The sequence below is a fragment of the Nocardiopsis halotolerans DSM 44410 genome (assembly GCF_000341065.1).
Taxonomy (GTDB): domain Bacteria; phylum Actinomycetota; class Actinomycetes; order Streptosporangiales; family Streptosporangiaceae; genus Nocardiopsis; species Nocardiopsis halotolerans.
The window spans coordinates 1-16618 of record NZ_ANAX01000217.1 but is presented as its reverse complement, the minus strand read 5'-3'; the positions used below and the strand labels follow the sequence as shown (position 1 = coordinate 16618).

Sequence of the window (16618 nt, the reverse complement as noted above, 5' to 3'; positions counted from 1 at the left end):
GCCCCCCGCCGTGCCGTGGTCGACCAGCTGGCGGACGGTGTCGCGCAGGCTGGCGATGGCGTCGTTGGGGCGCACCCTGCGGATGACGTCGTTGGCGCCGACGAAGATGACCGCGAGGTCGTAGCGTGTGGCCTCCTCCAGGGCGCGGGAGCGCTCGACCTGGGCGGTCAGGTCGGCGGAGGTGGCACCGGGGGAGGCGGTGCAACGCAGACGGACGGGGCGTTCGGCGGCCGCCGCGACACCGGAGGCGATGAGGACGCCGGGGGTCTCGAAGGCCCGCTCGACCGCGAACCCGGCGCCGGTGGAGTCGCCCATCATCAGCATGCGGATCGGCGGTTGGTCGCCCTCACCGTAGACGCCGTTGGTCACGGGCCTGTCCCAGTCGGGGGAGCCGACCGCGCGGCGGGCCAGCCTGGCCTGGAGGTAGAGGAGGGCGACGGTGCCGCCGCCGACGAGGGTGAGCNCCCCGCCGAACGCGGTGGCGGCGGCGATCCTCCGTGCTCGTGCGGCTCGCAGCATCGGACACCCCCCGGGGCCTCGGACCCGCCTGCCCTGGGGCGGGCCGGATACGAGTGAGGTTACCGGTGGGGAACCCCGGAATCACGTACCTGAACGGCACACAATCCGCGCCCCGGGGTGAGGGGATTCGCGTGGAGGGGACCGGGACGGACGGCGCTCCGCCGGGTAGGCGATGGCCGTTCCCGGCGAGTGGGCCACCGGTTTCCTCCGGGCGCGGAACACGCTGGTGGAGACCGTTAGAGTCGGATGGAGAAGGGCCGGACCGGCCCAGGGCCCCGGGCTCGCCACCGGGGCGAGGACACGGCGGGCCGCGATCCGGTCGCCATGACGCAGAGGGAGCGCAAGTGCGGGTACACGACTCACTGATCGACCTGGTGGGGGACACTCCGCTCGTCCGTTTGAACAAGGTCACCCAGGTCCTCGGGCCGAACGCCCCCACGATCCTGGCCAAGGTGGAGTACTTCAACCCGGGAGGCTCGGTCAAGGACCGCATCGCGCTGCGCATGGTCGAGGCCGCCGAGAAGAGCGGTGAGCTCAGGCCGGGTGGCACCATCGTCGAGCCCACCTCCGGCAACACCGGCATCGGCCTGGCCATCGTGGCCCAGGAGAAGGGCTACCGCTGCGTCTTCGTCTGCCCGGACAAGGTCGGCCCGGACAAGCTCTCGGTCCTGCGCGCCTACGGCGCCGAGGTCGTCGTCTGCCCGACCACCGTCGCCCCCGACCACCCCGAGTCCTACTACTCCGTCTCCGACCGGCTGGCCGCGGAGATCCCCGGCGCCTGGAAGCCCAACCAGTACGAGAACCAGAACAACCCGGAGTCGCACTACCACGCCACCGGCCCCGAGATCTGGGAGCAGACCGAGGGCCGCATCACCCACTTCGTGGCGGGCATCGGCNCAGCGGCCCCGGCCGCTACCTCAAGGAGGTCTCCGGCGGCTCGGTGAGGATCATCGGCGCCGACCCCGAGGGTTCGGTCTACTCCGGCGGCTCGGGCCGCCCCTACCTGGTCGAGGGCGTGGGCGAGGACATCTGGCCCGGAACCTACGACACCTCCGTGTGCGACGACATCGTGGCCGTCAGCGACAAGGACTCCTTCCTCATGACCCGCCGCCTGGCCCGTGAGGAGGCCCTGCTGGTCGGCGGCTCCTGCGGCCTGGCCGTCGAGGCGGCCCTGCGCGCCGCCCGGGACGCCGGTCCCGACGACGTCATCGTCGTCCTGCTCCCCGACGGCGGCCGGGGTTACCTCGGCAAGATCTTCAACGACGAGTGGATGGCCGACTACGGCTTCCTGTCCGCCGAGACCGAGGAGGCCACGGCGGGCGAGGTCCTGGCCGCCAAGGGCGGGGAGATGCCCGACTTCGTGCACACCCACCCGGACGAGACCGTCGGCACGGCCGTGGCCATCATGCGCGAGTACGGGGTCTCCCAGCTGCCGGTGATGAAGGAGGAGCCCCCGGTCATGGCCGCCGAGGTGGTCGGCTCCATCGCGGAGCGCGACCTGCTCGACGCCCTCTTCGACGGCCGCGCCGAACTGGACGACCAGGTGGAGACCCACATGGGCAGGCCGCTGGCCACGGTCGGCACCGGAACCGCCGTGAGCGACTGCGTCCGCCTGCTGCGCGGCTCCGGCGCTCTGGTGGTGCTGCGCGACGGCAAGCCGGTGGGGATTCTCACCCGTCAGGACCTGCTGGCCCACCTGTCCGGCTGATCCACCCCTCCGCGGCCCCGCGAGACCGACACGGGGCCCGGACCGCGCCTGAACCGAGCGCGGTTCGGGCCCCGCTGTGTACGCCCCGGACATGTCATCGCATACTCGGACACTGCTAATGTTCGCGACGGCTACTGGTAGGTAACACATGGGGGCGCGCGTGTCGCGGCTGTTGTCCTGGATCATCCGCTCCGTCTGGTCGTACGCCCGTGGCAAGGCCGAGATCCGTGCCGACTCCGGGGCGGCCCGCAGGTTCGCGCGCTTCGGTACGGGCTCGGCGATCGCCTTTCCCACGGCCACCCTCTACGGGGAGCCCTGGATCGAGATCGGCGTGCACACCGTCCTGGGCGGGGACATGACCCTCGCCGCCGGGATGGGGCCCGACTACGACCTGGGCCCGGGAACGGTCGTGCGGATCGGCTCGGGCTGCGCCATCGGGCGCGGCTCGCACATCGTCGCCCACCGGTCCGTCGACATCGGCGACCACGTGTACACGGGCCCCTACGTCTACATCACCGACCAGAACCACGCCTACGGCAACACCGAGGTCCCCGTCGGCCTCCAGTGGCCGGTGGACGACCCCGTCAGCATCGGTGACGGCAGCTGGATCGGCGCGAACGCGGTGATCCTGCCCGGCGTGCACCTGGGCCGCAACTCGGTGGTGGCGGCGGGCACCGTGGTCCGGCCGGGCACCTACCCCGACCACGCCGTCATCGCGGGCGTGCCCGGCAAGGTCGTGCGCACCCACGACCCCGAACTGGGCTGGGACCCGCCGCTGCGCGAGACCGGCACCCCGACCCGGGTGCCCACACCCGCCACCGGCCTGCCGCCGGAGGCGCCCACCGAACCGCCCCAGCCGGGGTCCGCCACCCGGTTCCCGCCCGCCTAGCGGGCTGACCGGACACGTTGCCGGTGTGGCTGGAGCCCCCCGACCTCGGTTGACACTCCTGTGCCGGACGGCAGGCCGACAGGTCTCCCCGGCCAGCCGCCTGACCGCCGCGTCCGCGGCCACCGCCCGACGCACCGCACCCACCACATGCCGCCTCAACGCCCGGTAAGCGCCCCGCTCGCCCTCGTCAGCCCCCCGAGAGCACACGAACTCCCGGGCCGGCCCATGCCACCGGGCCTGGACCGACGCGATCGAGTGCGTCACCCGGTTCACCTGCCGGGCCCCGACCCGGCCGACGTCGCTACCGGCCTGTGGAAAACGGGGCCGCGGAGGTCAGCGGCCACTATTGTGGCCCCATGAAGTTCGACGGGTTTGAAACGCGGGCCATCCACGCGGGCCAGGAGCCGGACGCCGGAACCGGGGCCGTGGTGGTGCCGATCTACCAGACGAGTACCTACGCCCAGGACGGCGTGGGCGGCCTGCGCCAGGGATACGAGTACTCGCGCACCGGTAACCCCACGCGCGCCGCCCTGGAGGAGTGCCTGGCCGCCCTGGAGTCCGGCACACGCGGCCTGGCGTTCGCCTCCGGTATGGCCGCCGAGGACACCCTGCTCCGCACGGTCCTGTCGCCCGGTGACCACCTGATCATCCCCGGCGACGCCTACGGCGGCACCTTCCGCCTGGTCTCCAAGGTGGTCGAGCGCTGGGGCGTGCAGTGGGACGCGGTCGACCAGTCCGACCCCGAGGCCGTGCGCGCGGCCCTCCGGCCCAACACCAGGGTGGTGTGGACCGAGACCCCCACCAACCCGCTGCTCAACATCACCGACATCGAGGCCGTCGCGCGGATCGCGCACGACGCCGGTGCCCTGCACGTCGTCGACAACACCTTCGCCTCGTCCTACCTCCAGCAGCCGCTGACCCTGGGTGCGGACGTGGTCGTGCACTCCACCACCAAGTACCTGGGCGGGCACTCCGACGTGGTCGGGGGCGCGCTCGTGGTCGCCGACGCCGAACTCGGGGAGCGGCTGGCCTTCCACCAGAACACCATGGGCGCGATCCCGGGCCCGTTCGACGCCTGGCTGACCCTGCGCGGCGCCAAGACCCTGGGCGTGCGCATGGACCGCCACAGCGCCAACGCCGAGAGGGTCGTGGCCGCACTGGAGGGTCACCCGGCGGTGCGGAGGGTGTTCTACCCCGGACTGGACGGTCACCCGGGGCACAAGACCGCGGAGCGGCAGATGAGGTCCTTCGGCGGGATGGTCTCCTTCGCCCTGCGCGACGGGGAGAAGGCCGCGCTCGCGCTGTGCGAGCGCACCGAGGTCTTCACCCTCGGCGAGTCCCTCGGCGGGGTGGAGTCCCTGATCGAGCACCCGGGGCGGATGACGCACGCGTCCACCGCGGGCTCACCGCTGGAGGTTCCGGCCGACCTGGTGCGGATCTCCGTGGGTATCGAGTCCGCTGACGACCTGGTCGCGGACCTCCTCCAGGCTCTGGAGGGATGACCTGTCGGGGGCGGGTTCCCGCGGCTGACGCCCGGGGCTCGCCTCCGTACGGTCCCGTTTCACGGCCCTCCGGGCCGCCGCCCCACCGCCAGCCGTCTACCGGGGAGCTGTCGTCCTCACCGGGGCCCTGGCGAGTGGGGCCTTCCCCGGGCCGGTTCACGGCGCGGCGTCCGGCCGCGGCGCCGTCCGACCGTGCCCGTGTCTCCGTCCGTGCCTCAGACCGTGCTGGGCGTGCGGTCCGGGGTGCCGTCGGGCCGGTCCTCACCCGACCGGTCCTCGGCGCGGAAGCGCAGCCCCACCACGAGGCTCCCGGTGCGGGAGAGGGGGGTGCTCTCGTCGCCCTCGCGCAGCGAACGGTAGGTGCCCTTGCGGTCCTGGCGGCGGATGCCGATGGAGACGGCGAGGAAGAATCCCGCGGCCAGTCCCAGGAGCACGACTCCGACGAGCGTGACGAGGATGGGGATCATGGTGTTCTCCTTGGGGGGAAGTTCCTATCTGTGTCCCACGCGCCCCCATACGTCGCGAGAGGGCGTCGGATGGTGTCTCACCTGTGTGTTCTTCCTTGCCGCGGGGTCAGGCGCCTGGGTCGGGGGGATGGGGGCCGTCGTTTCTCGTCCTCCCGCACGTCCTTCCGGAGGTGGTGCCGTGTACTTAGGGTGGCCTTCGTCTAAGATGGGATCATGCTAGCCGGATGGACCTGTTCGTCTGGTGTACCGATCACCTTGTTGGTACAAGCTATGTTGTTGGTTTGATACCCCGGCAAGGACTGATGTATGCGGGCGGAAAGCAGATACCGACAGATCGCTCGGATCTTGCGGCGCGAGATCCAGGAGGGAACCCTTCCCCGAGGCGGGCAGCTGCCGTCCGAGAAGCAGCTGGAGGAACGCTTCGACGCGTCCCGCAACACGATCAGGCTGGCCCTGGGCATGCTGCGCAACCAGGGTCTGGTCGTCAGCCGTCCCGGACGGGGCCACTACGTCCAGGACGTCGTCCCCGAGACCTTCCACGCCAACCGCGAGGGCCCCAGGGGCCTCAACGAGTCCGGCATGACCGGGCAGATGCTGGAGGAACTCCAGCTCCTCAGCGCCACTCCCGACATCGCCAGCCGTCTGCGCGTCCCCGAGGGCGACATGACGGTCGTCCGCCGGATGTACCGGTTCTCCGGTGAGATCTCGGCGTCCATCAGCTCCGCCTACTACCCCATGGACCTCGTCGAGGGCACCCCGCTCATGTTGCCCGAGGACGTGGAGAGCGCCCTGGCGGTACTGGCCGAGTACGGTCAGCGCCAGACCGGGTTCGTCGACGAGCTGGAGAGCCGTATGCCCAGCCCGCAGGAGACGAACCAGCTCGAACTCCCGCCCGGCGTCCCGGTGTTGGCCGTGCACCGGACCGACCTGTCCGAGGAACGGCCCATCCGGCTCGTGCACACCGTCTACGCGGGCCACAGCATCCGCTACCAGTACGAACACGGCAACATGAACGCCTACCACCGGGACTGAGCACGAACATGAGCACGTCGAGGAAGACGGTCGTCGCCGACCACCTGCGTGAGGCGCTGGCGAGGGGTGAGTACAAGCCGGGCGAGCGCCTGCCGGGGGAGGAGGAGCTCGCCGAGCAGCTCGACGTCTCCCGCGCCACCGCCCGCCTCGGCATGCGCATCCTCCAGGACGAGGGCCGCGTCGCCATCCGCGCGGGGCGGGGCGCCTTCGTGGCCGACCACCGGCCCATCGTCCACCTGGCCACCCCCGTCACGGGCGGTGGTGACTCCGAGCGGTTCGAGGCGGGCTACCAGCCCCACCTGCGTGAGGCGGGGTACGACCAGGTCCAGGAGAAGATCAAGGTCAGCCTGGACACCATGCGGCCCAAGGTGGCCAAGCGGCTGCGCAGCGAGGGGGAGAAGGGCGTCGCGCACGGTGACCTGGTCGTCATCCGCGCCTGCGACCGGTTCGTCGACGGCGGCCTGTGGCAGTCCCAGATCACCTACTTCCCGTACGACATCGCCAGCAACACCCCGCTCATGTCCCCCGACCGTCTGGAGGAGGGCGTCACCGCGGTCCTGCGGTCACTGGGTCACCGGGAGGAGTGGAACTGGGACATCGTCGGCGCCCGGATGCCCTCCCAGGACGAGGCCGACTCCTTCGGTCTGGGGCCGGGCATCCCGCTGCTGGTGCAGGAACGGGTGGTCTACGAGGGCATGCGCCCGCTGCGGTTCACCGAGACGTTCATGCCCGCCAACCGGCACCAGCTGCTCTACTCCGGCGGCGAGGCTCCCGAGGAGCTGCTGCTGCTGGCCTCCGACGTCAACATCTTCGAACGCTGAACCGCCAGGGGCCGCCGGGGTCGCCGGGGCCGCTGGCGGCCGTCGGAGCGCGACGCCCCGGCCCCGAGCGGGTCAGCGCAGGTAGCGGTCCACCACCAGCGGCCCCAGTTCCTCGGCGTCGGCGTGGACCACCCGCACCCCGCGCCGCCGCTCCACCAGGGCCTGGAAGGCGCGCAGCCGGGGATCGTCCGCCAGCAGGAAGAAGGTCACCTCCGCGCCCTCGCGCAGCACCGCGTCCAGTTCGGCGACGGTCAGTTCCACCGTCCGGGGGGACGGGGGCCAGGAGAACCGGGCGTCACCGTCCTCGCCCAGGTGCGCCGTGGGTTCGCCGTCGGTGACCACCAGCACCTGCGGGCGCAGGCCGCCGTGGCGCCGCATGTGGGCGCGGGCCAGCCGTAGCGCGTGGTGCAGGTTCGTGCCCGGGACGCGGCGCCAGTCGTGCGCGACCAGATCGCCGGGCGTCAGCTCCAGCGCCTGTTCGCCGAACCCGACCAGGTGTAGCCGGTCCTCCGGGCGGTGCGTGGCCACCAGGGTGTGCAGGGCCAGCGCGGTGCGGGTGGCGGCCTCGTGCAGTGACCGGGACACCATCGAGTGGGACAGGTCCACCAGCAGGGACACGGCGGCGGCCTCCGACGGTTCGGTTCCGGCCACCCGCACGTCCTCGGCCCGCAGGGCCACGTCGCGCTCCCCGGGGCGGGCGCGGCGCAGGGCCGCCTCACGCACGGTCGCGACCGCGTCCAGCGGCCGGTCGCCGTCCTCGCCGCGGGGCAGGGGGACGCCCGTGGGTTCGCCGCCGGGCGCGGTGCCGCCCCGGTGGGCGCCGCCGCGTCCGGTGCTTCCGCGCCGGGAGGCCTCGACGTCGCGCAGGGCCACCTCACCCAGGCGGCGCAGTTCGCGCGGGCTCAGGCCGTGGTCGGCCCGGTCCAGACGAGCCAGGACCTCACCGGCCTCCCGGCCCAGCAACCGGCCCAGCACGCGGCCCAGCGCGGTCGCGTCCAACTCGCCGAGGGAGGCGCGGTCACCGTCGGCGTACCGGTACAGGACCTTCTCCAGGGCGGCCAGCTCCAGACGGTCCTCCGGGGTGCCCGGGGTGGTCGCGGAGTCGCGCCCGGGGGCGGAGGCCAGCAGCGCCAGCAGTTCACGCGCCGCCGCCACGGCCTCGTCCGGCGGCGGGTCGGGTTCGGCCAGGGGGTCGGGGCCGCCCATGTACGCCCGGTACCGGAACCTCACACGCCCCCGCCTTCCCAGATGGTGCACACACGCCCCGGTACTTTCCCGGATCTCGGAAGCGGTAGACGTACCGGAGCCTGTTCCGTGGGAGGCGCCGCGGTCGGAGGCCGTCGGTCGCGGGCGGCGGAGGGACAGGGCCCGGCGTCACCTGGCGCGGTGACCGGAGAGGCGCACCGGCCCTTCCCCAGCCGCCGTGATCCCGTGCTCACGGCGGGGTTCGACGGTCGGGACCCGTGTGCCACACCAGGAACGGTCGGCCGGCCACTAGAAGCGGTAGATCCCCCCGTCGGGGAGCGTGTCCTTGGACAGGCGGCGCTCCAGGTAGAGGCCCTCCAACGCGAACTCCACCACCGCGGCCGCCAAACCCGTGAAGGGCGGTCCGTCCTCGGCCTCCGGGGCCGCGTGTTCGATCATCAACGCCAGCCCCGGTACCGTCCCCACCCTCCGCAGCAGCTCGGCGGCGCTCACGAGGTCGCCGGTCTCCACCGTGGCCCCGCCCGAGAAGCGGTCGCTGAGCGGCGACAGGTCCACCGTTCCCAGGCGCTCCCGGAACACCTCCGCCACCGCCCTCCGCAGCAGCGCGTGCAGGACCTCCGTCTCGCGGCCCTCGGCGTCCATCTCGAACTCCACCTTGCCCAGCAGCGGCTCCACGACCGCGGGCAGGTCGCACACCCGCGCCACCGGCACCTCCTCGCCGGACAGGGCCGCCCGGCGCAGCGCCGACGCCGCCACCGTCTCGGCGGCGGACACCGGAAAGCGCACCGACACCCCCGAGCGGGGGTCCACACGCCGTGAGGCGCGCACCAGCCGGGTGAAGCGCGCCACGGACTCCAGCAGGTGCGAGGGCACCGTCGTGCCGTCGGGCAGTGCCGCCTCCTGCCGGATGAGCGCCAGTTCGTCCTCCAGGGTCAGCGGGTAGTGGGTGCGCACCTGCGCGCCGAAGCGGTCCTTGAGCGGGGTGACGATCCGGCCCCGGCTCGTGTAGTCCTCCGGGTTCGCGCTNCAGCAGCAGGTCCAGCGGCAGCCGCAGGCTGTGGCCGCGCACCTGGAGGTCGCGCTCCTCCAGCACGTTGAACAGGGCCACCTGGGCGCGCGCGGGCAGGTCGGGCAGCTCGTTGACGCAGAACACGCCCCGGTTGGCCCGCGGCACCAGACCGTAGTGGATGGTCTCCGGATCGCCCAGGGAACGTCCCTCCGCCAGTCGCGCCGGGTCCACGTCACCGATCAGCTCGCCCACCCCGGTGTCGGGGGTGCCCAGTTTCTCGCCGTAGCGCTCCCCGCGGTGCCGCCACACGACCGGCAGGTCGCCACCCTCGCGTTCCGACCGCCGGACGCAGGGCGGGCAGACCGGCGCGTACGGGTGGTCGTTGACCTGGCACCCGGCCACCGCCGGTGACCACTCGTCCAGCAGGGAGGCCAGGGCGCGGATCAGCCGGGTCTTGCCCTGACCGCGCTCGCCCAGCAGCACGATGTCGTGTCCCGCCAGCAGGGCCCGTTCCACCTGCGGCAGCACGGTGGAGTCGAACCCGCGCATCCCCGGGAAACGGGGCTCTCCGGATCCCATCCGGCGCAGCAGGTTCTCCCGCACCTCGGCGGCGACCGGCCGGTGGACGTGTCCGGACTCACGCAGCGCGGCGCGGGTGCGCGGAAGCGCGGACGGGGGCGGGGCTTCGGGGAGGTCACTCACCCCTCGAACCTATCCACAACCGTCGAGGTGTGGCCGGTTCCGGAGGAATCCTCCCCGTTTTCGCCCCTGGCTGAGCGTTTCGGAGCGAGAAGCCGGCCGGAGAACCTCCTGATTCGCGCCGTGGTGGAAGAATGGGGCGTGACGGTGGAGTTCCGCGTCCGGCCGCGAGGGCCGGTGAAACCGGGGGTGGCAGCTGGTGGCACGGTTCGGCGATGCACTGACGACGGGGGCCGACCTCGTGAACGCGGCCGAGCGCGCCGTACTGGGCGCCCTGGAGCAGGTGGACGGCCCCGCCGACCTGGTGTGCTTCTTCGTCTGCGGTGCCGACCCCGACGAGGTCACCCTCGCGGGGAGGCGCGTCATGGAGCTGGCGGGGGACACCACCACCCTCGGGTGCAGCTCCACGGGGGTCATCGGCGGCGGCCGGGGCGTCGAGGGGCAGGGCTCGGTCAGCGTGTGGTGCGCCAGACTCCCCGGGGTCGAGATCACCCCGTTCCGGCTGGACACCGTCGTCGAGGAGGACCACCTGGCCGTCGTCGGCATGCGCGAACCCGGCCCCCGCGACCGCGTCGCCATCCTGCTCACCAACCCGTACGAGTTCCCGACCCAGGCCTTCGTCCGCGAGTCCACCGAGGCCCTCGGCGGTCTGCCGGTGGTCGGCGGCATGGCCGACGGCATGCGCGGCGAGGAGTCCGTGCGGCTCTTCTGCGAGGGCGACGTGGCCGAGCACGGCGCCATCGGCGTCCTCGTCGGCGGTGAGAACGTGCTCGGCACCGTGGTCAGCCAGGGCTGCCGTCCCGTCGGCCCGCCCATGACCGTCACCAAGGCCGAGGGCAACCTCCTGCTCGAACTCGCGGGCACCAGCGCCTACAGCAAGCTGGAGGAGCTGGTCGAGTCCCTCTCCGAGGAGGACCGCGAACTCGCCGAACAGGGCCTGCACGTCGGCATCGCCATGGACGAGTACGCCGACCACCACGAGCAGGGCGACTTCCTCATCCGCACCCTGGCCGGAGCCGACCCCGAACTCGGCGCCCTCACCATCGGCGACATGGTCGAGATCGGTCAGACCGTGCGCTTCCAGGTCCGCGACGCCGGTACCGCCGACGAGGACCTGGCCCGCCGCCTCAGCGACTTCGGCGCCGAGCACCCCGTCGGCGCCGGTCTGCTCTTCTCCTGCAACGGGCGCGGTTCCTCCTTCTTCCCGCAGGCCGACCACGACGTCCTCGCCGTCCACCGCGCCCTCGGAGTCGACGCCGTCGCGGGGTTCTTCGCCGCCGGGGAGATCGGTCCGGTCGGCGGGGTCAACCACGTACACGGGTTCACGGCCTGCCTGTTGGCCTTCGCCTAGGCGGAGGGCGCGGGGAGACCACCCGCGCCACCAGTGGCCTCGGACACGCGTCGCGGTCAGGTGCGGACGACCACGGTCCCCGCGGCCCGGTCGTGCAGGGCCCGGCCGTGCTGGTCACCCAACGCGGCCATGGACTCGCCCAGGCTGAGGAGGTTGCCCAGGACCGGCAGGGACTGGGGGAGTCCGAAGAACGCCGAGCGGCCCACCGCCTGCCCCTGGCTGAGTCCGCCGCCGTCGACGGCGCTGACCACCCTGATCCCGACCATCATCTTGCCCAGGGTCCGGCCCCAGGTGACCAGGTACAGCCAGTCGTAGAAGAACAGCAGCAGGCCCCATCCGAAGAGGAACAGCAGGGCCCACAGGACGCCCTGCGCGTCGGTGGTCTCCGAGTCGGGGGCCAGGATCACGACCACCGCGGCCATGAGGACGAAGAACGCCACGGCGGCGATGGCCACGAGGACGTAGTCGATGGCGCGGGCGGCCAGTCGGCGGCCGAAGGTGGCCGTCCTCGGCTCCGCGGTCTTGGACACGCCCTGCCCCGCGACGTCCGGTTCGGGAAGGCCGGGTCCGGGCCGCTGCCCCCAGCCCGGACCGGGCGGAGGCGTGCCGGGAGCGGAACCTCCCGGGCCGCCGGGGCCCCAACCTCCGCCCGGTGGCGGGTACGCGCCGGGACGGGGCTCCTGGGGGTTCCAGTAGGGCGAGGACATGTCGGCGGAGATCCCTCGGTTCGTCGGTGTCGACGGCCTGGTGTGAGGAGCCGTCACGGGAGCGCTCCCCGACAGGGGGAGCGTCCCCCGAGACTACGACGTCGGAGGGCGCCCGGGGGACGCCCTCCGGAGATCTCGGTTCGGGACCGGTCCGGGGGTGTCCGGTGGCGGGGGGAGGCGGGGCGCNGAAAGCGGCGGGGGCGGCCGGAAGCCGCCCCCCACCTGATCCGCCGTGGGTGTCACATACCGGTGTAGGGAACCGCGTCGATGATCTCGACTCCCAGGTTCTTGCCGTTCGGGAGCGTGTAGGTGACGTTCTCCCCCACCCGCCTGCCGTTGATGGCGGCGCCCAGCGGCGACTTCGGGGAGTACACGTCGATGGGAGAGCCGCTCTCCTCGCGGGAGGCGAGCAGGAAGGTGACTTCGTCGTCGTCGCCGTCGAACTTGACGGTGACGGTCATGCCCGGGCCGACCACGCCCTCGGTGTGGGGCGCCTCGCCGACCCGCGCGGTACGCAGGATCTCGGTGAGCTGGAGGATGCGGGCCTCCATCTTGCCCTGCTCCTCCTTGGCGGCGTGGTAGCCGCCGTTCTCCTTGAGGTCACCCTCTTCCCGGGCCGCCTCGATCTTCTCCGCGATCTCGATGCGACCACTCCCCGACAGGTGGTCCAGCTCCGACTTGAGCCGGTCGTACGCCTCCTGGGTGAGCCAGGTGACGTTGTCATCGCGGGTCTGGGTCACGGGAACTCCTTGTGTACTAGTAGCAAAGGCCACCAGGCGGCCAGAGCTGAACTTACGAGAATATCACCGTGCGTCGTGGCACACGGGTTCCCGCGGTTCGGCGGTGCTGCCGGGACCCGGCGGGTCCCGGCCTAAGGGGCTCGGTGGTTCAGTCCTGCGAACCTTGTTCCCTGCACGAGGCCACTTCTACCGTGGCAGCCTGACGAACCGTTTCAACGGTCGTGGTGACCACGCGGTTCCCGGCATCGGAGTCGGCCCGTGTCTGACCCACTTCCACGAGCTTCTCGTCCAGCGCCACGATCAGGCACTCGGCCCCGTTCTGGCTGTTCACCTCGAAGGTGATGGTCGCCTCGTCGGGGGTGGGCGCCGTGTAGGAGATCACCTGGTGGTACACGCCACCGCCCAGGCCGCTGAAGTTCATCACGGAGTAGCCCCAGCCGACCGCGCACGCCAGCGCGAACACGCTGGCGATGACGAAGAAGACGGGCCCGTTGCCGTGGCGCTTGCGTAGCGCGGGCGCGGTACTGGCCGAGGAGCCGGCCGTTGTGTCGGCCGTGGCGTCGGCACTGTTCACGGCGTCTTCCTCCGGGGTCGGCTGCATCGGGAATCTCCGAACAAGGGGACGGTGTTGTCTAAGATATCCCCGACCTGACAGCCTCCCCACGCGGCCCGCGCGTGAGTCGTCCGAGCCGGGTACCTGGGGGAGCCGGACGGCCGCGCCCCCGCGCCCGTCCACCTAGTCAAGGAGACTCTTCGTTGTCCGAGCGCCTGCGGCTTATGGCCGTTCATGCCCACCCCGATGACGAGTCCAGTAAGGGCGCGGCCACCATGGCGCGCTACGTGGACGAGGGCGTCGACGTGCTGGTCGTCACCATGACCGGTGGCGAACGCGGCGACATCCTCAACCCCGCGATGGAACGTCCGGATATCCGCGAGAACATCACCCAGGTCCGCCGAGAGGAGATGGAACGGGCCAGGGAGATCCTCGGCATCCAGCAGGAGTTCGCCGGTTTCGTCGACTCCGGCCTGCCCGAGGGAGACCCGCTGCCGCCCCTGCCCGAGGGCTGCTTCGCCACCCTCCCGGTCGAGGAGGGCGCCGCACCCCTCGTGGCGTCCATCCGCAGGTTCCGCCCGCACGTCATCCTCACCTACGACGAGAACGGCGGTTACCCGCACCCCGACCACATCATGACCCACAAGGTGTCGATGCACGCCTTCGACACCGCGGGCGACCCCGACGCCTACCCGGACGCGGGCGACCCCTGGCAGCCGCTCAAGCTGTACTACTTCGTGTCCTTCCCGCCCGAGCGGTTCGAGGCCCTGGCCGACGTGCTGGCCGCACGCGGTCTGGAGAACCCCTTCGAGGAGTGGATGAAGCGGATCGAGGACCGCGCACGCCCCCGCTGGGAGATCACCACCCGCGTGCACTGCAGCGAGTACTTCGGCGTCGCCGACGAGGCGCTCAAGGCGCACGCCACCCAGGTGGACCCCAACGGGTTCTGGTTCGCCGTGCCCAACGACGTCGTCGCGGAGGCCTGGCCGACGGAGGACTACCACCTGGTGCGTTCGGTGGTGGACACCGAGGTCCCTGAGAAGGACCTCTTCGCGGGTGTCCGAGAAGCAGTGAGAGTATGAGTGGTATGAACACCCTTCTCACGTCCGCGACGGTGCTGGCGGGCCAGGTCAGCCTCGACAAGGACACCGTGACGCCCGGCGTGCTCGGCTTCCTGATGATCTTCGCCGTCGGCGTCGGTCTGTACTTCCTCATGCGCAGCCTCATGGGCAAGCTCCGCGCCCTGCCCAAGGACGGCGACTTCGGTACGAGGAGCGAGGCCGACGGCGGCGGGACGGGGAGCGGGACCGGTGCGGTCGTCGGCGCCTCCGCCGAGGACGACACCCCGCGGACCTGAGGGACCGTCCTCCGCCCTGACCCAGCGGGACGGTCCGGTACGGCTCCGACCGGGGCCGGGGCACTCCCGTCCCTTGGGACGAACCCCGGCCGGAGCCGGCGGACACGGGACGCCTCCCCGTCTCGGGTGGCAGAGTTGGGGACATGCCCAACCGCCTGAGCGACGCGACCAGCCCGTACCTGTTGCAGCACGCCGACAACCCCGTGGAGTGGTGGCCCTGGGGTGAGGAGGCCCTCGCCGAGGCGCGCCGACGCGACGTGCCCGTACTCGTCTCCGTCGGCTACGCCGCCTGCCACTGGTGCCACGTGATGGCACACGAGTCCTTCGAGGACGAGGCGACCGCCGACCTGATGAACACCCTGTTCGTCAACGTCAAGGTGGACCGCGAGGAGCGCCCCGACGTCGACGCCGTGTACATGGAGGCCACCCAGGCCATGACGGGGCAGGGCGGGTGGCCCATGACGGTGTTCGCCACCCCCGACGGCGCTCCGTTCTACTGCGGCACCTACTTCCCGCGCGACCACTTCCAGCGCCTGCTGCGGGGGGTGGCCAACGCCTGGCGGGAACAGCGCCCGGAACTGCTCGAACAGGGAGAACGCGTGGTGGACGCGCTCAGCGGTCCGCGCACGCTGGCCGCCGCGCCGCCGCCCTCGGCGGCCCAGCTCGACCTGGCCGTCCACGCCCTGGTCCGCGACTACGACAGCGCCCACGGCGGGTTCGGCACCGCTCCCAAGTTCCCTCCGTCGATGCTGCTGTCCTTCCTCACCGCGCAGGACGAGCGCACTCGGCCCCTCCAGAGCGGGGACGAGTCCACCCCCGCCTGGCTGATGGCCAGCGGAACCGCCATGGCGATGGCCCAGGGCGGCATGTACGACCAGCTCGGCGGCGGCTTCGCCCGCTATTCGGTGGACCGGGAGTGGGTCGTGCCGCACTTCGAGAAGATGCTGTACGACAACGCGCAGCTGCTGCGCGCCTACGCCCGCATGGGCCGTCGCCCCTCCGGGCCGGGGATCACCGACGCCGCCACCCACGCCCTGCTGCGCCGGGTGGCCGAGGAGACCGCCGACTGGATGCTGCGTGACCTGCGCACGCCCGAGGGCGGGTTCGCCTCCGCGCTGGACGCCGACAGCGAGGGGGAGGAGGGCGTCTACTACGTGTGGACGCCCGCCCAGCTGCGGGAGGTCCTGGGTGAGGAGGACGCGGCCTTCGCCGCCGAGGTGTTCCGGGTGACCGAGGAGGGCACCTTCGAGCGCGGCGCCTCCGTGCTCCAGCTGCCCGTTCCGCCGGCCGACACCTGGCGCTTCCAGCGGGTCCGCGAGGCCCTGCTGGCCGCCCGCGCCGAGCGGGTCCCTCCCGCGCGCGACGACAAGGTGGTGGCCGCGTGGAACGGCCTGGCGATCGCCGGTCTGGCCGAGGCCGGGGTGTTGCTGGAGCGTCCCGACCTGGTGGAGGCCGCACGGGCCGCAGCCGACCTGCTGCTGCGCGTACACCTACGGGACGGCCGTCTGGTCCGCACCTCGCGGGACGGGCGCGCGGGAACCAGCGCCGGGGTGCTGGAGGACTACGCCGACGTCGCCGAGGGGCTGCTCGTCCTGCACGGGGTGACCGGAGAGGCGCGGTACGCGCACGAGGCGGGGCGTCTGCTGGACACCGTCCTGGAACACTTCGGCGACGGATCCGGCGGGTTCTACGACACCGCCGACGACGCCGAGCGGCTCTTCAACCGCCCGCAGGACCCCACCGACAACGTCACGCCGTCCGGCCGTTCGGCGGCGGCGTCCGCGCTGCTCGCCCACGCCGCGCTGACCGGCTCCGAGCGCCACCGCACCGCCGCGGAGGGCGCGCTGTCACCGGTGGCGCTGCTGGCCGAGAAGGCCGCGCGGTTCGCCGGGTGGGGCCTGGCCACCGGTGAGACCGTGCTGACCGGACCGCGCGCCGTCGCGGTGGTGGGCGACCCCGACGACCCCCGGACCGGGGAGTTGGTGCGCACCGCGCTGGTCTGGGCGCCGCTGGGCACCGTGCTGTCCCGGGGTGACGGCCGCGACGACGGCGGGGTGC

Annotated in this window: 14 protein-coding genes and 2 pseudogenes; 9 read left to right on the top strand and 7 right to left on the bottom strand. The window is 72.2% G+C overall.

Going from position 1 to position 16618, the window contains the following annotated elements; all coding sequences use genetic code 11:
* A partial coding sequence (locus D455_RS0116695; RefSeq protein WP_017571856.1) for a GDSL-type esterase/lipase family protein occupies positions 1 to 519 on the bottom strand: 519 nt, incomplete at its 3' end.
* 344 nt (positions 520 to 863) lie between these two features.
* Between D455_RS0116695 and D455_RS30775 the strand changes: the two are divergent.
* The 3 genes and pseudogenes from D455_RS30775 to D455_RS0116680 all read left to right on the top strand — a co-directional run bounded on the left by D455_RS30775 (position 864) and on the right by D455_RS0116680 (position 4618).
* A pseudogene (locus D455_RS30775) lies at positions 864 to 2227 on the top strand (cystathionine beta-synthase).
* Positions 2228 to 2375: 148 nt separating this feature from the next.
* Positions 2376 to 3116: an acyltransferase gene (locus D455_RS0116685; RefSeq protein ID WP_017571855.1), complete on the top strand. Its 741-nt coding sequence runs from the start codon at positions 2376 to 2378 to the stop codon at positions 3114 to 3116.
* Positions 3117 to 3472: 356 nt separating this feature from the next.
* The gene (locus D455_RS0116680; protein WP_017571854.1) at positions 3473 to 4618 is read left to right on the top strand and encodes a cystathionine gamma-synthase; all 1146 of its coding nucleotides are present in this window, start codon (positions 3473 to 3475) and stop codon (positions 4616 to 4618) included.
* Between the two features lie 215 nt (positions 4619 to 4833).
* Here D455_RS0116680 and D455_RS0116675 read toward each other — a convergent pair whose 3' ends face one another.
* Entirely contained in the window at positions 4834 to 5085 is a 252-nt protein-coding gene (locus D455_RS0116675) for a hypothetical protein (protein ID WP_017571853.1), read from the bottom strand.
* 306 nt (positions 5086 to 5391) lie between these two features.
* On the opposite strand from D455_RS0116675, the gene D455_RS0116670 reads away from it, so the two are divergent.
* On the top strand, positions 5392 to 6117 hold the full coding sequence (locus tag D455_RS0116670; protein WP_026122700.1) for a GntR family transcriptional regulator: 726 nt from the start codon (positions 5392 to 5394) through the stop codon (positions 6115 to 6117).
* 8 nt (positions 6118 to 6125) lie between these two features.
* Positions 6126 to 6938 (top strand): GntR family transcriptional regulator, encoded by an 813-nt coding sequence (locus D455_RS0116665; protein WP_017571851.1) that lies wholly within the window; start codon positions 6126 to 6128, stop codon positions 6936 to 6938.
* 72 nt (positions 6939 to 7010) lie between these two features.
* On the opposite strand, the gene D455_RS0116660 is transcribed toward D455_RS0116665, so the two are convergent.
* Both D455_RS0116660 and D455_RS30770 read right to left on the bottom strand, forming a co-directional pair.
* Positions 7011 to 8168 carry a VWA domain-containing protein gene (locus D455_RS0116660; protein ID WP_017571850.1) on the bottom strand — a complete coding sequence of 386 codons (1158 nt, stop codon included), beginning with the start codon at positions 8166 to 8168 and terminating at the stop codon, positions 7011 to 7013.
* Between the two features lie 264 nt (positions 8169 to 8432).
* Positions 8433 to 9855 (bottom strand): annotated as a pseudogene (locus tag D455_RS30770) (sigma 54-interacting transcriptional regulator).
* Positions 9856 to 10051: 196 nt separating this feature from the next.
* On the opposite strand from D455_RS30770, the gene D455_RS0116650 reads away from it, so the two are divergent.
* Positions 10052 to 11203, top strand: coding sequence for an FIST signal transduction protein (locus tag D455_RS0116650; protein WP_017571847.1), 1152 nt, complete (start codon positions 10052 to 10054; stop codon positions 11201 to 11203).
* 56 nt (positions 11204 to 11259) lie between these two features.
* Here the strand turns inward: D455_RS0116650 and D455_RS0116645 are convergent, their stop codons facing one another.
* The 3 genes from D455_RS0116645 to D455_RS0116635 form a co-directional block, all read right to left on the bottom strand.
* Positions 11260 to 11733 (bottom strand): RDD family protein, encoded by a 474-nt coding sequence (locus D455_RS0116645; protein WP_017571846.1) that lies wholly within the window; start codon positions 11731 to 11733, stop codon positions 11260 to 11262.
* A gap of 416 nt (positions 11734 to 12149) precedes the next feature.
* Positions 12150 to 12650 carry a transcription elongation factor GreA gene (gene greA / locus D455_RS0116640; RefSeq protein WP_017571845.1) on the bottom strand — a complete coding sequence of 167 codons (501 nt, stop codon included), beginning with the start codon at positions 12648 to 12650 and terminating at the stop codon, positions 12150 to 12152.
* A 148-nt stretch (positions 12651 to 12798) separates the two neighbouring features.
* Positions 12799 to 13251: a DUF4307 domain-containing protein gene (locus D455_RS0116635; protein ID WP_017571844.1), complete on the bottom strand. Its 453-nt coding sequence runs from the start codon at positions 13249 to 13251 to the stop codon at positions 12799 to 12801.
* Between the two features lie 155 nt (positions 13252 to 13406).
* Between D455_RS0116635 and mca the strand changes: the two genes are divergently transcribed.
* From mca to D455_RS0116620, 3 genes are all read left to right on the top strand, one after another.
* Positions 13407 to 14285 (top strand): mycothiol conjugate amidase Mca, encoded by an 879-nt coding sequence (mca, locus tag D455_RS0116630; RefSeq protein ID WP_026122698.1) that lies wholly within the window; start codon positions 13407 to 13409, stop codon positions 14283 to 14285.
* Positions 14286 to 14290: 5 nt separating this feature from the next.
* A complete protein-coding gene (locus D455_RS0116625; protein ID WP_017571842.1) occupies positions 14291 to 14560 on the top strand; it encodes a hypothetical protein in 270 nt (89 codons plus the stop codon).
* A 143-nt stretch (positions 14561 to 14703) separates the two neighbouring features.
* A partial coding sequence (locus D455_RS0116620) for a thioredoxin domain-containing protein (RefSeq protein WP_017571841.1) occupies positions 14704 to 16618 on the top strand: 1915 nt, incomplete at its 3' end.